This is a genomic window from Methylocystis sp. (genome assembly GCF_051061285.1).
Classification (GTDB): Bacteria; Pseudomonadota; Alphaproteobacteria; order Rhizobiales; family Beijerinckiaceae; genus Methylocystis.
Genome location: NZ_JBPFEA010000019.1, coordinates 69,128 through 82,999, shown reverse-complemented (window position 1 = coordinate 82,999; position 13,872 = coordinate 69,128). Strand labels below are relative to the sequence as shown.

Here is a 13,872-nt window from a genome sequence, read left to right as displayed (position 1 = left end):
CTGCGGATCGCGCAGGAATTCGACGATCTCCTGCAGATCCTCCTTGGCTTCGTCGACGCCGGCGACGTCCTCGAAGGTGACGCGGCCTTGCGTCTCCGTCAGCAGTTTCGCTTTCGATTTGCCAAAGCCCATCGCGCGGCCGCCTGCCCCGCCCTGCATCTGCCGCGCCATGTAAATCCAGACGGCGATGAAGAGCAGCAGCGGCAGCCCATTGACGAGAAGAGTCGAGAGCCAACCTGGACTGTCATTCGCGGGCTTGGCGCTGATCTGCACCTTCTTCGACTCAAGCTTCTGCACGAGACCCGGATCGCTCGGCGCATAGGTCGTGAAGGATCGGTTGTCGTTAAAGTGGCCGGAAATCTCGTTGCCGGACATCGTCACGTCATGGACGCGGCCTTCGTCGATCTGCACAAGCAGTTCGCTGAAGGTGATCTCGCGAGCCGGCGTGCGGGTCTGCTGATGCTGGAACAGCCCGAAAAGCAACGCGCCGACTGCGACGAACAGGACCCAAGGCAAATATTTCTTCCAATTCGCCTTCATTTTCACCTCCATGACGAGAGCCGCGGCGGGCCGGGCGTCGTCGTCAATATGTATGCATCCCCCGCCGGAGCCAAAGATGCCTCGACGAGCGCAGGATGAGATTAGAAGTAATCTAGGTCAGGATGGCGCAATAGCCAAACAGGCGTCATAATTCGCCAAAGGTTGGGGCGGATGCGTAAGATCGTCATCGCCGGCCTAAATGAATGCCTAAGCTCGGCTTTCTCGGGATTGACGATGTTTTGACGCTCGCGCGGCGCGCCGTCGTTGGCGCCGCCGCGCCCACTGAAAGCGCTAAAGATCCTTTCTATGTCGTTACGGTAAGCGCGGATGGCGAGTCGATCCGCGATCGCGCGGGGCAAGCTTCCCCGTCGCCGCGTCCTTCGAGGCCATCACGTCCTTCGACGCGATCATCGCGCCGAGTTTCTGGCCCGGCGAGGACGGAAAGCCGCCGGACAATTCGCGCTTTGGCGCGATGGCCGCCTGGCTACGCCGCCATCATGCGCGCGGCGCGCTCATCGCAGGCTGCGGATCAGGCGCTTTTCTTTCCATTATCGCAAGGACGGCGCGCTCTTTCACAACACGCTCAACATCACGCCCCTCTTCGACGCCGATGGCCGCCTCCTGTATTTCCTCGGCGTGCAATATGACGTCAGCGCTCATGTGCAGGCCCGAGTTGGAAACCGGCGACCTTAAAGCGAAGCTTATGTCCCTGACGGATTAATCGTCATTGCGGCGCAAAGACGCTGAAGTCTGACCGACTAGTCATTGTTTAAAGCCGGATTACTGGCTGCTAGCCAAATCAGCGCGGCGCTCTCTTTGCCGGCGCCGCAGGTGCATCGCAACAGCTTTTCCCACTTGGCATATTTCGGAGTCGGTGCGCTAATTTGTCGCGTCTGCCTCAGATGCGGCTCTTCGTTTCCTCAATGGGCAGCGAGCCACAGGACAAAACGCCATGAACGCGATCTCAGCGATTCTCTCGATTTTCGCCGCCGCCGCCGCCATCACGCTTGCGATCACCGCATTCGTGAACGCCTGACCGTCGCTTGCCCAAATCTAAGAAGCGTCGCTCGCCGCCCCGCGGCGAGACGTCGACGCCCTGCATTTTATAAATTGCCCCTCGGATAGCTCCCCGGCGAAAAGTTGTTTTGCTCACGGGCGGCGGCAGCCCGTTTGGCGTAGCCTTTCCAGATCGGCAAGATTGATCGGCGGCGCCGTGGCGTCGCCCGCGAGACTTTTGAACGGCGCGTTCATCGCAGCGCCGACTTCATAAAGCACAGCAAACATGTCGGCGCCGTCGATGCGCATCGGCGGCGCGAATGTTTCGCCTGCGCAGCCGCGGTGCGACAGCAGGCGATGCATCGATTCATCGAAAACGCCGATCATATGCGTCAGAGCGGCGGTTTCGGCGATCGCATTTAGCGCGACGCCGAGTTGACCAATCGTGCGATCGATGGCGGCCTCCGTCGCGCGAGCATCTCCGGCAGTGCGAAGCGTCAAACGACTTGCTTCCCAAATCAGCGGGCTTTCGACGCGTAAGCCGTCCGGCAAGCCCCCCGCAAAAGCGGCGCTCAACATCGTAACGCCGGCGGTCGGCAGCAACCTCAGCGCTCCCGCGACGCATTCCATGTCGTCGAGCGCAAGAACGTAGAGCGGATCCAGCGAATCAAAATAATCGACGACCGCCAGCCGATGGACGGCGCCGTATGGCTGTATGACATGCGCGCGAGCGGATGCGAGACGCAGGCCATACATCTCATCCATGAGTCGGGGAAAGAGCGCGCGCGATTCGCCAGGCAGCAGCGCGATCAACGCTCCCGCCGATCATTTGAGGGAAAGTCGGCGGGAGTGGCCTCGATCGCGGAATGAAGCCGTTCGACGCCGACGCGAATGAGCCCTATCCGGCAGGCCTCCTCGACGGCGTCGTCGACCGAGGCGGCGCGAAGCCGGGCGCGCGCCGTTTCGAGCCAGAAGCGCACGGCCGTCGCACGAACGCCAAGCAAAACCCCGATCTCATGATCGCTGGTTCCATGGGCCTTAAGGCGCAGGCTAGCGAGCTCCCCATCCGACAACCGCATTTCGGCATGGGGTTCTATGGCAAGGGCGACTTTCACGCTCGAGTGAAAGATCGCGCTCATAACCGTGAGCCGGCGAATCAGAGCGCGACGCTGCGGCGGCAGGGATGAAGCGTCCTCAGCGCAGCAGACGCTAAACAGCCCATATTCGCCGCTTCGGCCGCGCAGGGGAATGGAGAAGCCGTTGGCGCCGAGGTCGAACTCCAGCACTTCGCCCAGGAGTTTTTCAACCACCGGATCGTCGCGATCCAGCAGGCGCCAATCGACTGGCGTTATCCCCCCGAAACCCGCGCGTACGACGGGCTCGACGTCGACACAGCGCGCCTGGGCATAGGATTTTCGCCATGAGGCGGCGTGAATGGCGGACAACAGCGGTCGGTCGACGCGGCGGGTCGGCAGGTTGAAGGCGACATACCCGACATGAGAGACGCCCGTCGCCCGCAAGACTTCATCAAGAAGGTTGTAGCGAACAGTCCGCCGATCGGCGCGAGCGAGCTGATCGATAAGATCGAAAACATCTTCGCGATACACGCTGAACGCCTATCGTGCCGAAATCCATAAGCAATTTGATACACAGTCGCTGGCGGGCAGGCAATGCGCCGCGCGTCGAAAGGTTTTGTCGAAGCCGTCGTTCGCCGCCGGCAAAAAAAAGCCCGGCCAATCGGCCGGGCTCTTTCAGATCGATCGTTGAGGCTCGATCAGTATTTCGCGACGACCGGGGCAGCGCCCCAGTTGAAGTGATAGTTCACGCCGGCGCGGACGATGTTGCCGTTAAAGCGAGTCTGGGACTGCGAAACCACTCCGGCGATCAGCCTGTTCGCAAGGAACGTGTTGCCGAAGGTCGCCAAGAGGCCCCCGGAGTAGCTGACATTGCCGAGATCGTAATACAGATATTCGACCTTGGCGGACCAGTTCGGCATGAACATCCACTCCAAGCCGGCGCCCGCCGTCCAGCCGACGCGCGTGTCGGAAAAGGCTCCGGACGAGAAAGCGGCGCTAGTGATACAGTTCGCCGGGAACTGAGCGCAGTCGTTGTTGAACTGCGCGATGCCGGTCGACACGGAGACGCCGCCATAGGCAAGACCGCCGGTGCCGTAAACAAGCAAGGTCGGGGTGAACAGCCAGCCGAGTCGGCCGCGAACCGTTCCGATATAGTCGAGACGCTTCGAGGTCGTGATCGCGGTTGTCAGGACCTCATTGGCGCCGAAAAACGGAAATCCGCCGGCCGCGGTAATCGCAGTCTTGTTGCTGTTGCTTCCGGCGACGCCCTGGATGTCAGCCTCGACGCCCGCGACGAGGCGGCCGCCCCAGAACTGCCAGTTATAGCCAATCTGGCCGCCGCCGATGAATCCGCTGGTATTGCCCTGCGAAACGCCCGACGCGCCGAGCGCGGAAAATGCAGCGTAACGGGCCGCGGCGGCGCTTCCGGGGATGGAGGTAATCGGAGCCGACTGGGTCCAAATGTTATTGCTGTTGCCCCATGTGCCGCCCGCATTCAGGCCGACGTAAAAGCCGGTCCACAGCGGCGGCGGCGGCAGCGGGGGCGGCGGCGGGGCCTTGTAGCTGGGAAGATCGGCCGCCAAAGCCGAGCCCGTCAGCGCGACCACAAGAGCGGCGACGGAAAGAGCTCTTTTCATCTGTGTCCTCGTTGCTTGAGGCGGAAAACCTTCGCCCGATTGCCTTGTTGAAACTCTCAGCGATTGCTCGCCATGCATTGCACTCAATCAGTCGAGGCCGCGCACAGTCAATCCAAAAGCCCCGGATGTTGCGGGCGTCCGGTCGGAATTCCGGCTGGTGTGGCGCCGGCGCCACATCGGCGCAACGTTCAGAGCCGGATCGACTTTGATCTCGCCCACGGCGAAGCGGCTGGTCGAAGCCATGACGGCCGCAGGCGACATACCCTCGTCTGACAGGAGATCCCATCGCGACTCGAGCATGGAGCGGCCGAAAAGGGTGTTCGGCGCGCGCTCAGGCGTGGCGCTTCGCCCTGCTAAGAACGTGGTTGGAGGCGATGGCTCACAGCGACCGGCCTTGCTTCGAAAGGGCCGCTAGCCATTGGAGGCCGCCAGGCGCGCGATGGCGCCGCGGCGCCAATCCTCTTTCGGGCCCTCCGCCGCCTTGTCCTCCAGCATCCGCGCGGCGATTAGATCGAGCGGTCCCACGGGGCAAATTCCCACCCAATCAAGCCGCTGCGCGGGCGCAAGCGAGCCCAGCACGCGCGTACAGCCCTTGCCGAAATGACGCAGAGGCAGAAGCAGAAGTTCGAATTCCGCCGCATCACGGCCCGGCGCGGTGCGAGCATGCGCGACGAGCGGGGTTTCGGTGTCGATGACCCGGCGAATCGCCTCAGCCACCGCCTCCTGCCGCTGCGCTCTCCACCATCCAAGGAAGAGGCGTCCCTTCTGCTCGCGCTGCCAGAGGGCGTTAACCCGAGCGCCACAGAGACGGAGCGGAAGTCGGCGCTCCGGGTCCACTTCGATGATGAAGATGTCGGGCAGAATGTGACGAATCGCGACGGGATCGATCTCCGCTCGATCCGGCGCCGCCCGTTCTCCCTTCAATCGCCCCCAATAGTCGTAAAGATCCCTGGTGACCGGCAATCTCATTCTAACTAATCCGCCCGACGCTCGCGCGCCCCCGCCCAAGATTGGGACACATTCCCACTTAGTGTTCCAATCTACCCCGACTGACGCAGCCATCGTGCCATCGGAGCGGCGACCGCCAAGATGGCGGAGCTGACCAACGGCCAGGACCCCGTGCCTATAAAAAGGCTAGTGAAAGCAACAAGCTGAACTTGTCGGAGGCGATCTCGAGCGACCCGATGGGCGCTCACCTATCAGTTCTTGCCCTCGCCGCCAGGCGCCTCAAATCGGGACGCTGGCCGACGCCGGTCGCGCTAGATTAGCATTGAGGCTGCGCGGGCCCTTGCCCAGCAAAACGGACAGGAGCGAACGTGCCCGCAAGTCGAGAACGAATTTTCAATCTCCCGACAGTGACGAAGACGCTCATCGTCGCGCTAACGGCGACGCAGCTCGTCGTCGCTTACGGTCCTTTGGAGTTCTCAAACTGGCTGCTAACGACGTTCGCCTTCATCCCGGCGCGCGTGACGCTTGAAGGCGGCGCCGAATACGCCACCATGCTGACTTACTTTTTTTTGCACGGCGATTGGACGCATCTCATCGTGAACGCGTTAGCGCTTGCAGCATTCGGCACGCCGGTCGAACGTCGATTCGGTTCGGCGCGCTACCTCCTTTTTCTCGCCGCAAGCGCGTTCGCAGGCGCGTTGTTGTTTCTTGCGCTGCACCCTTACGAAATCGCCCCTGTGGTGGGCGCATCAGGCGCAATCTCTGGAACAATGGGGGCAATTGTGCGTTTCGCATTTACGCCAGGTGCGCGGCTGGCGGACAACAGGCGCAGCCCCCGGACGCCATACGACGAGGAATCGCATTTCACTTCGCTGTCGCAACTGCCATTGAACCGACAGGCGATGTTTTTCCTTGTCGCATGGTTAGCGGTGAACGTGCTTCTTGGCGTCTTTCCGCAGGCGGTCGGCGTGTCGAGCGCGATCGCCTGGGAAGCTCACGTCGGAGGGTTTTTGTTCGGCCTGCTCTTCTTCAACTTCTTCGATCGCGCGGGTCGGCATGCCCTGAGTTCGCAGTAACGCTCTTTGACTGGCAAGGGAGGCCGATCGAGAGCGAAAAGGAGGGCCAGATGACGATCTCGAACATACTCGCGGAGAAAGGAAGAGAGGTGGTGACTGCGAGCGCCGACACGACGCTGCAAGAGGCGGCTCAGCTCATGATGCGTTATCGAATCGGCGCGCTCGTCATTCTGGACGACAGCGGCCGACTGGCTGGACTGATCGCCGAGCGCGATATCGTTTCAGCGGTCGCGCTGGACGGGCCAGAGGCGCTGACGCAGCGCATATCAGCGTATATGCAGCCCAGTCCCCAGCCGGCGAGAGAAGACGACGCCGTCGAGAATACGATGCGCGTGATGACCATCGAACGGCGCCGGCATATTCCCGTGGTCCGGGAAACGCGCCTCGTGGGCCTCGTGTCGATCGGCGACGTCGTCAAATACCGCATTCGGGTCATCGAGGAAGAGCACCGATCGATGCGCGAATACATCGCCCAAGCCTAAGGACTCGACGAGGGCGGCAGCGGGATGTGGGCGAAAATATTCGGCAGCGCGCGCTTCGTCGCCTCGCGCCCGACATGGATGAGCTGCTCCGCCTTGTGAAAGTCGAACATGCCGACCTCCTCCAAGCGCGCCGTGATCGTGGCGTCGGGCGGGTCGCCCGCCAACCGGGAACGCAGGATTCGATCCTGAATGATGTTGAAGGCGTCGATCATCGCAGTGGCGACGTTCGGCGCATCGCCCGGCTGACGATCGAAATAGCGGGGCAGGAACCGATCGACGAAGGACGCGTCGGCCTTCTCCCCGAACGGCCCGGCCTCCGCGGCGCGATGCAGCGCGGCGGGATCGTCACGGATGACGCGCGCGCGATACATCGTGTCGGCCGTGACGTTCACGGCGATCACATATTCCGCGCCTAGCGCGCGGCACACGGTGACCGGCACGGGATTGACCAGCGCGCCGTCAAAGAGCCAGCGATCGCCAATGCGCACCGGCTCAAAAACGCCGGGCAGCGCATAAGATGCGCGGATGGCGAGGGACAGGGAGCCATGCTGCAGCCACACCTCGTGGCCCGTGCCAACCTGAGTCGCCACCGCCGCGAAGGGTATGGGCAGGTCTTCGATCTCCACGTCTTCGAGCTCCTTCTCCAGAGCGGACCGCAGCCGTTCGCCAGTGATGAGGCTGGCGCCGGAGAAGGAGAGATCCATCAAGGTGAAGACGCGCCGCTTGGTCAGCGTGCGGGCAAAGGCTTCGATCTGATCAAGCTTGCCGGCGGCGTAGCATCCGGCGACGACGGCGCCGATCGATGTCCCCGCGATCACATCGGGCTTGATGTCATGGGCGGCGAGCTCGCGCAGCACGCCGATGTGCGACCAGCCGCGCGCCGCGCCGGCGCCGAGCGCCAGTCCGATCGTCGGCTGACCGCGTCTTTGCTGTTTGGCCTCGGTATCCGCCTTGCGTACGAGGGTCGTCGGAGGGGCTTGTGGTTCGTCCGTCATCGCGCTGGCCGCATTGGCGTCGAGAAGTTGGGGGTTGCGTGAGCGTAGCGACAACATGCGGGCCCTTCTGCGCCGCTGTCGCCGTCGTGGTCAGCGGCACAAGATATATTTGGAGACCAGACTGCGCTTCGGAAGGTGGCCTTCAGGTTAACTTTCCGCCAAATAATGGGCGCCTACGCGCCATCGGCGGAGAAAACCAGCGCGCCATCGTCGCCGAGCGCCCGATAAAAGCAGGACTTCCTCCCCGTATGGCAAGCCTTGCCGTCGCCGCCGACTTCGACCTCGAGCAGCACGGCGTCCTGATCGCAGTCGACGCGCAGCGAGAGCACCTTTTGCGTCTGCCCCGACGTTTCGCCTTTGCGCCAGAGCGAGCGCCGCGACCGCGACCAATAATGGGCGAAACCCGTCTCGATGGTCTTTTCGAGCGCGAGTGCGTTCATATAGGCGACCATCAGCACGTCGCGCGTCGCCGCCTCCGTGGTGATGCAGACGATGAGGCCGTTCGCGTCGAATTTCGGCGCGAAAACGCTCCCCTCCTCCACCTCTCTGGACGCCTGCGACATCACCGCGCCCCGCGCAGCAGCGTATAGAAGCGCGCCTGCTCGGCCGGATCGTCACGGAAAACTCCGGAAAACTGCATGGTGACCGTGGACGATCCCTGCTTCATCACGCCGCGCATCGACATGCACATATGTTCCGCCTCGACCATAACGGCGACCCCGCGCGGCGCGAGCGCTTCGTCGATCGCCGCCGCGATCTGCGCCGTCATCGCCTCCTGAGTCTGGAGGCGGCGGGCAAAAATCTCGACAAGCCTGGCAAGCTTCGACAGACCGACCACCCCGCCCGCCGGATAATAGGCGATGTGCGTCTTTCCAACGAATGGCACGACGTGGTGCTCGCAATGCGAGGTAAAGGGAATGTCGCGAACGAGCACGAGATCGTCGTAGCCTTCGACCTCCTCGAAGACTTTCGACAGGACCTCGTCGGCGCTCTCCCGATAGCCGCTGAAAAACTCTTCATAGGCTTTGACGACGCGACGCGGGGTGTCGCGCAGCCCCTCGCGGTCCGGATCGTCTCCCGCCCAGCGCAACAGGATGCGCACGGCGGCTTCGGCTTCATCGCGGGAGGGGCGTTCGACGGTTTTCACCGTCTCGAGCGAAGAAAAGGGACAGGTCTTAACCACGTCATCCATGTGGCGCCTCCAACTGACTAACGCCGCCCGCCCTCGAAAAAGCGTCGGCCGTCTCGCGCCTAGCACGAAACGTGCAAGGCGCCACTCAAATCGTCGCCCTCTCCAGATGGTTCGAGATCACGCGAGAATTCGAGACTAACGAGGGCCGCTGACGGCCCCGGCGCGACCCGCCGCTTTCGCGAGGACGCGCAAAATCCTATATAGAGATTTACCAAGGCGATGGTAAGGCCTTGGCTTGGATGCACCGGCGGCGATGCTCGACAACATTTACAATCAACGCATTCTGGAGCTTGCCGGAAACATTCCGCGCATCGGCCGGCTGCCGCGCCCGGACGCGACCGCCTCGGCCTATTCCAAACTCTGCGGCTCGACGATCACCGTCGATCTGAGGCTGGAAGACGGGAAAGTGGCCGACTATGCGCATGAGCTGAAGGCCTGCGCGCTGGGCCAGGCGTCGGCCTCGATCATGGCGCGCAACATTGTCGGCTCCACGCCGCAGGAGCTGCGCGAGGCGCGCGAGGCGCTGCGCCGAATGCTCAAGGAGAACGGCCCGCCGCCGACCGGCAAATGGGCCGACCTCGCGGTGCTGGAGCCGGTGCGCGACTATAAGGCCCGGCATGGGTCGACGATGCTGGCGTTTGACGCTGTGGCGGACGCGGTGACGAAGGCGGAGGCTTGATCGCACGCCGAAGAGGGCGGAAAAGCTCTCATCCTGTCGCCTCGACAAACACTCTGTAGCCACGACAAGGGCCGTCCCAGTTGATCTCACAAGATGCGGAACGAACGACCGGCCGCCAGGGCGCCCTCGGCTGGTGGCGCGCGACGCCCCTCTATCTGCGCATTCTGGGGGCCGTGGCGCTGGGGCTTGTCGTTGGCGTCACGCTCGGCGACCAGGCGGCAGTGCTTGAGACGCCTGCCAAGCTCGTCCTGCGGCTCCTGGGGGCGCTTGCCCCTCCGCTGATCCTGCTGGCGATCATGCAAGCGCTGATGCGCGCGCATCTTGGCGGCCGGAAGGCGCTGCGGCTGGTTACGCTGCTGTTGACCAACACGCTGGTGGCGATCGGCGTCGGCCTCCTTGTCGCCAATGTCCTTCAGCCCGGGTCGTGGTCGAACCCTGCGCCGGCGCACGCGCCCGCCAAGGCTGCCGCTGGCGCCGATCCCTTGGCGCAATTCCTGGACAGCGTGCCCAAAAGCATCGGCGGGCCATTTTCAGACAATGGCACGGTGATGGGCGTCATCTTCATTGCGGTGGCGCTCGGCGTCGCGCTGAGAAGCCTGCGGCATCATGAGGTGCGCACCGTCGAAGACCTCGTTCACGTGGCGCTGACCAGCCTGATTACGATTCTGCACTGGATCATCGACCTGGTGCCGTTGGCCGTTTTCGGCATCGTCGCCAGCATCGTCGGCGTGAAAGGCTTTAGCGATTTTCTCGCCTTGGGGGGCTTCGTCGTCGCCGTGCTCACGGCGCTGACGTTGCAAGCGGCCTACTACCTCATTCGCGTGCGGCTGGGTTCCTGGGCGGCGCCACTCTATGTGCTGCGCGGCGTGCGCGATGCGTTGGTGATGGCGTTTTCGACCGGCAGCTCCACCGCCACGATGCCGGTGACCTATGCGCGCCTGCGCGAAAATGTCGGGCTGCGCGAGGAGTCCGCCAGCATGGGCGCGCTCGTGGGCGCGAATTTCAATAATGACGGCACGGCGCTCTATGAAGCCATGTCGGCGTTGTTCGTCGCGCAATTGCTCGGCATGCATTTGACGCTCAGCCAGCAATTCATCGTCGTGGTGACGTCGGTCGTCGCATCCGTCGGCGCGGCCGGCATTCCGGAAGCGGGATTGGTGACGATGACCATGGTCTTCAAGGCCGTGGCGCTGCCCACCGACTACATCGCCATGCTTTTTACCATCGACTGGCTGCTGGACCGCTGCCGGACAGCGATCAACGTCATGGGCGACGTAACTGTCAGCTGTCTGCTGGATGGCAAAACGCGCGAGCAGCCGGATACGCGACCGCCCTGAAGCGTCCAAGACGACGCAAGAGACGCCCCAAGAGTCTCGCCCCAACGGCCCTTTCCGCCTACGCTTGCAGCATGACCCCTGCCCCGATTCGCATCCTTGGCATCGATCCCGGCCTGCGCAACACCGGCTGGGGCGTCATCGAGGCGCATGGCTCGCGGCTCTCCTTCATCGCCTGCGGGCGCGTGCGCTCGGACGCAAGCCTCAACATGGGCGAGCGGCTTTCGCAACTGCATTTAGGGCTGATGGGCGTCATCGCCGACCATGCGCCGCAAGAAGCGGCGATCGAAGAAACCTTCGTCAATCGCGATCCGCAGTCCGCCTTGAAGCTCGGACAGGCGCGCGGCGTGGCGCTGACCGCGCCCGCGCTCGCCGGCCTCATCATCGCCGAATATGCCGCCAATCTCGTCAAGAAGACCGTCGTCGGCGCCGGCCACGCCGACAAGGCGCAAGTGCAGATGATGGTGCGCGTGCTGCTTCCGGCGAGCGGAGCGACGAGCGCCGACGCCGCCGACGCTCTGGCGGTGGCGATCTGCCACGCCCAGCATCGCGGCGCGAGACTGCGGATTTCGGCATGATCGGCAAACTCAAAGGCCTCATTGACAGCTATGGCGAGGATTTCGTCATCCTCGACGTCAATGGCGTCGGCTATGTCGTGCACTGCTCGACGCGCACGTTGCAGAAGCTGCCGCGCGTCGGCGAGGCGTCCGCGCTCGCCATCGAGACACAAGTGCGCGAAGATTCAATCCGGCTCTTCGGCTTTGCGACCGAATCTGAGCGCGACTGGTTCCGGTTGCTGCAGAGCGTGCAGGGCGTCGGCGCCAAAGTGGCGCTGGCGATCCTTTCAATTCTTCCGGCGAATGATCTTGCCTCGGCGATCGCCATGCAGGACAAGGCGACCGTCTCCCGCGCGCCGGGCGTCGGGCCGAAGCTCGCCGCGCGCATCGTCGCGGAGCTGAAGGACAAGGCGCCCGCCTTCGGCGTAATCGACCCTGCCCTGGCGCGGCTCTCCGGCGAGGAGCCGGAAGGCGCGCCGTCAGCCGCCCGCGATGCAATTTCCGCTCTGGTCAATCTCGGCTACGGGCGCCCGCAGGCGGCGGCCGCTGTGGCCGAGAGCCTCAAGCAGCTCGGCGAAGCCGCCGAGGCGAGCGCGCTGATTCGCCAGGGCCTGCGCGAACTCGCGCGCTGAACGCGCGATCAGGCGGCGATCACGTCGCGGTAGATTTCGGCGAGCGTCATGTCGAACTCTATCGCCGGAAGGCGGAGAGTCTCTTCTAATGCGCCAAGTCTCGGGCGTTCGAAGAACCCGCCCTCGACGCGGTCGATGACGTCGACGGCGAGATGGTCGCGCTCGACCAGCACATAATGTTGCAGCGACGGAAGCTTTTGATAGAGCCCCCATTTTTCCCATCTGTCGCGATGGGCGGAGCCTTTCGATACGACTTCGATCAGCACGACCGGGTCGTCGAGCGAGGTCGCGTCGGGCGGCAGCGGCCCACAACGCACCATAACGTCAGGGAAGCACGCGAGATCGAGCAGCCGCTGCTTCAGGTAGAACGTCTCATCGAACGGCCGACAGTCCGACCCGCGCCGCCGAAACACGTTCATCAGCGCGACCGTCAGATTTTGGATGATGCGCTTGTGCTCCCACCGCGCGCCGACCATCATGCGCACGACGCGGCCGCCGATCAGCTCCCATTTCTCATTGGCGGGCTTGTCGGGCAAAAGTTCCTCGAAATCGTCGAGGGACATATACTCATACTGCGAGGACGGGCGATTCACGGCGCGGCTCCGTTTGCCGCATCTTAGCACAGCGCCTGCGCCAGCGCATGGGAGCCGCCCGTTTGAACACCCCCGCGCGCCTTGTCAGCCCCGAGCAGCGCGACGACGACGCCGACGCGTCGCTGCGGCCGCTGTCGCTTTCGGACTTTACGGGTCAGGAGGCGGCGCGCGCCAATCTCAAGGTCTTCATCGAGGCCGCCAAGACGCGCGGCGACGCGCTCGATCATGTGCTGCTCGTCGGCCCGCCGGGTTTGGGCAAAACGACCCTGGCGCAGATCGTCGCGCGCGAGCTTGGCGTCAATTTTCGCTCCACTTCCGGCCCCGTCATCGCCAAGGCCGGCGACCTTGCGGCGCTGCTCACCAACCTCGAGCCGCGCGACGTGCTGTTCATCGACGAAATTCACCGGCTCAATCCGGCGGTGGAGGAAATCCTTTATCCGGCCATGGAGGATTTCCAGCTTGACCTGATCATCGGCGAGGGCCCGGCGGCGCGTTCGGTGAAGATCGACCTTGCGAAGTTCACCCTCGTCGGCGCGACGACGCGCGCCGGCCTTCTGACGACGCCGCTGCGCGACCGCTTCGGCATTCCTGTTCGGCTGAATTTCTACACGCCGGAAGAATTGGAGCTGATCGTCAAGCGCGGCGCGCGCGTGCTGGGGATCGGCGTCGACGGCTCGGGCGCGAAGGAAATCGCCCGCCGCTCGCGCGGCACGCCCCGCATCGCCGGCCGCCTTCTGCGACGCGTGCGCGACTTCGCCGTGGTGGATGGCGTGGGATCAATCACCCGCAAACTCGCCGATCACGCTCTGTCGCTCCTCGAGGTCGATTCAATCGGCCTCGACGTGATGGATCGTCGCTATCTCAATCTGGTGGCCGTCAATTTCGGCGGCGGCCCGGTCGGCATCGAGACGATCGCCGCGGCGCTGTCGGAGCCGCGCGACGCGATCGAGGACATCATCGAGCCGTTTCTTTTGCAGCAGGGTTTCTTGCAGCGCACGCCGCGCGGGCGCCTGCTGACGCCGCACGCTTTCCGTCACCTTGGCCTCGCCGAGCCGGCGCGCCCTGCTGCGCAGTTCGGATTGTTTGGCGAAGGCGAAGACTAATCGGCGATCACGCGGTGAGCACGAAATAAATC

Annotated in this window: 18 protein-coding genes; 8 read left to right on the top strand and 10 right to left on the bottom strand. The window is 63.6% G+C overall.

Features of this window, described 5'->3' with window-relative positions; all coding sequences use genetic code 11:
- Positions 1–540: ATP-dependent metallopeptidase FtsH/Yme1/Tma family protein (locus tag ACR65T_RS07060; protein ID WP_434495808.1), on the bottom strand; the 540-nt coding region annotated here is incomplete at its 3' end.
- A 327-nt stretch (positions 541–867) separates the two neighbouring features.
- Between ACR65T_RS07060 and ACR65T_RS07055 the strand changes: the two genes are divergently transcribed.
- Positions 868–1,233, top strand: coding sequence for a PAS domain S-box protein (locus tag ACR65T_RS07055; protein WP_434495807.1), 366 nt, complete (start codon positions 868–870; stop codon positions 1,231–1,233).
- Positions 1,234–1,689: 456 nt separating this feature from the next.
- On the opposite strand, the gene ACR65T_RS07050 is transcribed toward ACR65T_RS07055, so the two are convergent.
- The 5 genes from ACR65T_RS07050 to ACR65T_RS07030 form a co-directional block, all read right to left on the bottom strand.
- The gene (locus ACR65T_RS07050) at positions 1,690–2,349 is read right to left on the bottom strand and encodes an acyl-homoserine-lactone synthase (protein ID WP_434495806.1); all 660 of its coding nucleotides are present in this window, start codon (positions 2,347–2,349) and stop codon (positions 1,690–1,692) included.
- Positions 2,346–3,143, bottom strand: a complete 798-nt coding sequence (locus tag ACR65T_RS07045; protein WP_434495805.1) for an autoinducer binding domain-containing protein — start codon at positions 3,141–3,143, stop codon at positions 2,346–2,348. Before ACR65T_RS07045 ends, ACR65T_RS07050 begins: the two co-directional genes overlap by 4 nt.
- A gap of 167 nt (positions 3,144–3,310) precedes the next feature.
- On the bottom strand, positions 3,311–4,249 hold the full coding sequence (locus ACR65T_RS07040) for an outer membrane protein (RefSeq protein WP_434495804.1): 939 nt from the start codon (positions 4,247–4,249) through the stop codon (positions 3,311–3,313).
- Positions 4,250–4,336: 87 nt separating this feature from the next.
- A complete protein-coding gene (locus tag ACR65T_RS07035; RefSeq protein WP_434495803.1) occupies positions 4,337–4,510 on the bottom strand; it encodes a hypothetical protein in 174 nt (57 codons plus the stop codon).
- A gap of 150 nt (positions 4,511–4,660) precedes the next feature.
- On the bottom strand, positions 4,661–5,218 hold the full coding sequence (locus ACR65T_RS07030) for a PAS domain-containing protein (protein WP_434495802.1): 558 nt from the start codon (positions 5,216–5,218) through the stop codon (positions 4,661–4,663).
- Between the two features lie 347 nt (positions 5,219–5,565).
- Here ACR65T_RS07030 and ACR65T_RS07025 point away from each other — a divergent pair, with 347 nt between their 5' ends.
- Entirely contained in the window at positions 5,566–6,273 is a 708-nt protein-coding gene (locus ACR65T_RS07025) for a rhomboid family intramembrane serine protease (protein WP_434495801.1), read from the top strand.
- Positions 6,274–6,323: 50 nt separating this feature from the next.
- Positions 6,324–6,755: a CBS domain-containing protein gene (locus ACR65T_RS07020; RefSeq protein ID WP_123176549.1), complete on the top strand. Its 432-nt coding sequence runs from the start codon at positions 6,324–6,326 to the stop codon at positions 6,753–6,755.
- Here the strand turns inward: ACR65T_RS07020 and ACR65T_RS07015 are convergent.
- The 3 genes from ACR65T_RS07015 to folE all read right to left on the bottom strand — a co-directional run bounded on the left by ACR65T_RS07015 (position 6,752) and on the right by folE (position 8,942).
- On the bottom strand, positions 6,752–7,807 hold the full coding sequence (locus tag ACR65T_RS07015; protein WP_434495800.1) for a patatin-like phospholipase family protein: 1,056 nt from the start codon (positions 7,805–7,807) through the stop codon (positions 6,752–6,754). The two genes, ACR65T_RS07020 and ACR65T_RS07015, sit on opposite strands and share 4 nt — an antisense overlap.
- A gap of 116 nt (positions 7,808–7,923) precedes the next feature.
- On the bottom strand, positions 7,924–8,313 hold the full coding sequence (hisI, locus tag ACR65T_RS07010; RefSeq protein ID WP_434495799.1) for a phosphoribosyl-AMP cyclohydrolase: 390 nt from the start codon (positions 8,311–8,313) through the stop codon (positions 7,924–7,926).
- Entirely contained in the window at positions 8,313–8,942 is a 630-nt protein-coding gene (folE, locus tag ACR65T_RS07005; protein WP_434495798.1) for a GTP cyclohydrolase I FolE, read from the bottom strand. Before folE ends, hisI begins: the two co-directional genes overlap by 1 nt.
- Before the next feature lie 253 nt (positions 8,943–9,195).
- Here folE and ACR65T_RS07000 point away from each other — a divergent pair, with 253 nt between their 5' ends.
- The 4 genes from ACR65T_RS07000 (at position 9,196) to ruvA (ending at position 12,144) form a co-directional block, all read left to right on the top strand.
- Entirely contained in the window at positions 9,196–9,621 is a 426-nt protein-coding gene (locus tag ACR65T_RS07000) for an iron-sulfur cluster assembly scaffold protein (RefSeq protein WP_434495797.1), read from the top strand.
- Positions 9,622–9,701: 80 nt separating this feature from the next.
- Positions 9,702–10,958: a dicarboxylate/amino acid:cation symporter gene (locus tag ACR65T_RS06995; protein WP_434495796.1), complete on the top strand. Its 1,257-nt coding sequence runs from the start codon at positions 9,702–9,704 to the stop codon at positions 10,956–10,958.
- Between the two features lie 71 nt (positions 10,959–11,029).
- Positions 11,030–11,533 carry a crossover junction endodeoxyribonuclease RuvC gene (gene ruvC, locus ACR65T_RS06990; RefSeq protein ID WP_434495795.1) on the top strand — a complete coding sequence of 168 codons (504 nt, stop codon included), beginning with the start codon at positions 11,030–11,032 and terminating at the stop codon, positions 11,531–11,533.
- Complete coding sequence (gene ruvA, locus ACR65T_RS06985; RefSeq protein ID WP_434495794.1) at positions 11,530–12,144, top strand: Holliday junction branch migration protein RuvA; 615 nt, start codon at positions 11,530–11,532, stop codon at positions 12,142–12,144. The genes ruvC and ruvA overlap by 4 nt, the downstream gene beginning before the upstream one ends.
- Positions 12,145–12,152: 8 nt before the next feature.
- On the opposite strand, the gene ACR65T_RS06980 is transcribed toward ruvA, so the two are convergent.
- Complete coding sequence (locus tag ACR65T_RS06980; RefSeq protein WP_434495793.1) at positions 12,153–12,737, bottom strand: Uma2 family endonuclease; 585 nt, start codon at positions 12,735–12,737, stop codon at positions 12,153–12,155.
- A gap of 47 nt (positions 12,738–12,784) precedes the next feature.
- Between ACR65T_RS06980 and ruvB the strand changes: the two genes are divergently transcribed.
- Positions 12,785–13,840, top strand: coding sequence for a Holliday junction branch migration DNA helicase RuvB (gene ruvB, locus ACR65T_RS06975; RefSeq protein ID WP_434492190.1), 1,056 nt, complete (start codon positions 12,785–12,787; stop codon positions 13,838–13,840).
- Positions 13,841–13,872: the final 32 nt, after the last annotated feature.

What these genes read in the sequence shown, in the direction of transcription:
- ruvB (WP_434492190.1), top strand. Translation starts at nt 12,785, where the DNA reads ATGGGAGCCGCCCGTTTGAACACCCCCGCGCGCCTTGTCAGCCCCGAG.
- ruvA (WP_434495794.1), top strand. Translation starts at nt 11,530, where the DNA reads ATGATCGGCAAACTCAAAGGCCTCATTGACAGCTATGGCGAGGATTTC.
- ACR65T_RS07015 (WP_434495800.1), bottom strand. Translation starts at nt 7,807, where the DNA reads ATGTTGTCGCTACGCTCACGCAACCCCCAACTTCTCGACGCCAATGCG.
- ruvC (WP_434495795.1), top strand. Translation starts at nt 11,030, where the DNA reads ATGACCCCTGCCCCGATTCGCATCCTTGGCATCGATCCCGGCCTGCGC.
- hisI (WP_434495799.1), bottom strand. Translation starts at nt 8,313, where the DNA reads ATGTCGCAGGCGTCCAGAGAGGTGGAGGAGGGGAGCGTTTTCGCGCCG.
- ACR65T_RS07030 (WP_434495802.1), bottom strand. Translation starts at nt 5,218, where the DNA reads ATGAGATTGCCGGTCACCAGGGATCTTTACGACTATTGGGGGCGATTG.
- ACR65T_RS07055 (WP_434495807.1), top strand. Translation starts at nt 868, where the DNA reads ATGGCGAGTCGATCCGCGATCGCGCGGGGCAAGCTTCCCCGTCGCCGC.
- folE (WP_434495798.1), bottom strand. Translation starts at nt 8,942, where the DNA reads ATGGATGACGTGGTTAAGACCTGTCCCTTTTCTTCGCTCGAGACGGTG.
- ACR65T_RS07035 (WP_434495803.1), bottom strand. Translation starts at nt 4,510, where the DNA reads ATGTCGCCTGCGGCCGTCATGGCTTCGACCAGCCGCTTCGCCGTGGGC.
- ACR65T_RS07040 (WP_434495804.1), bottom strand. Translation starts at nt 4,249, where the DNA reads ATGAAAAGAGCTCTTTCCGTCGCCGCTCTTGTGGTCGCGCTGACGGGC.
- ACR65T_RS07000 (WP_434495797.1), top strand. Translation starts at nt 9,196, where the DNA reads ATGCTCGACAACATTTACAATCAACGCATTCTGGAGCTTGCCGGAAAC.
- ACR65T_RS07020 (WP_123176549.1), top strand. Translation starts at nt 6,324, where the DNA reads ATGACGATCTCGAACATACTCGCGGAGAAAGGAAGAGAGGTGGTGACT.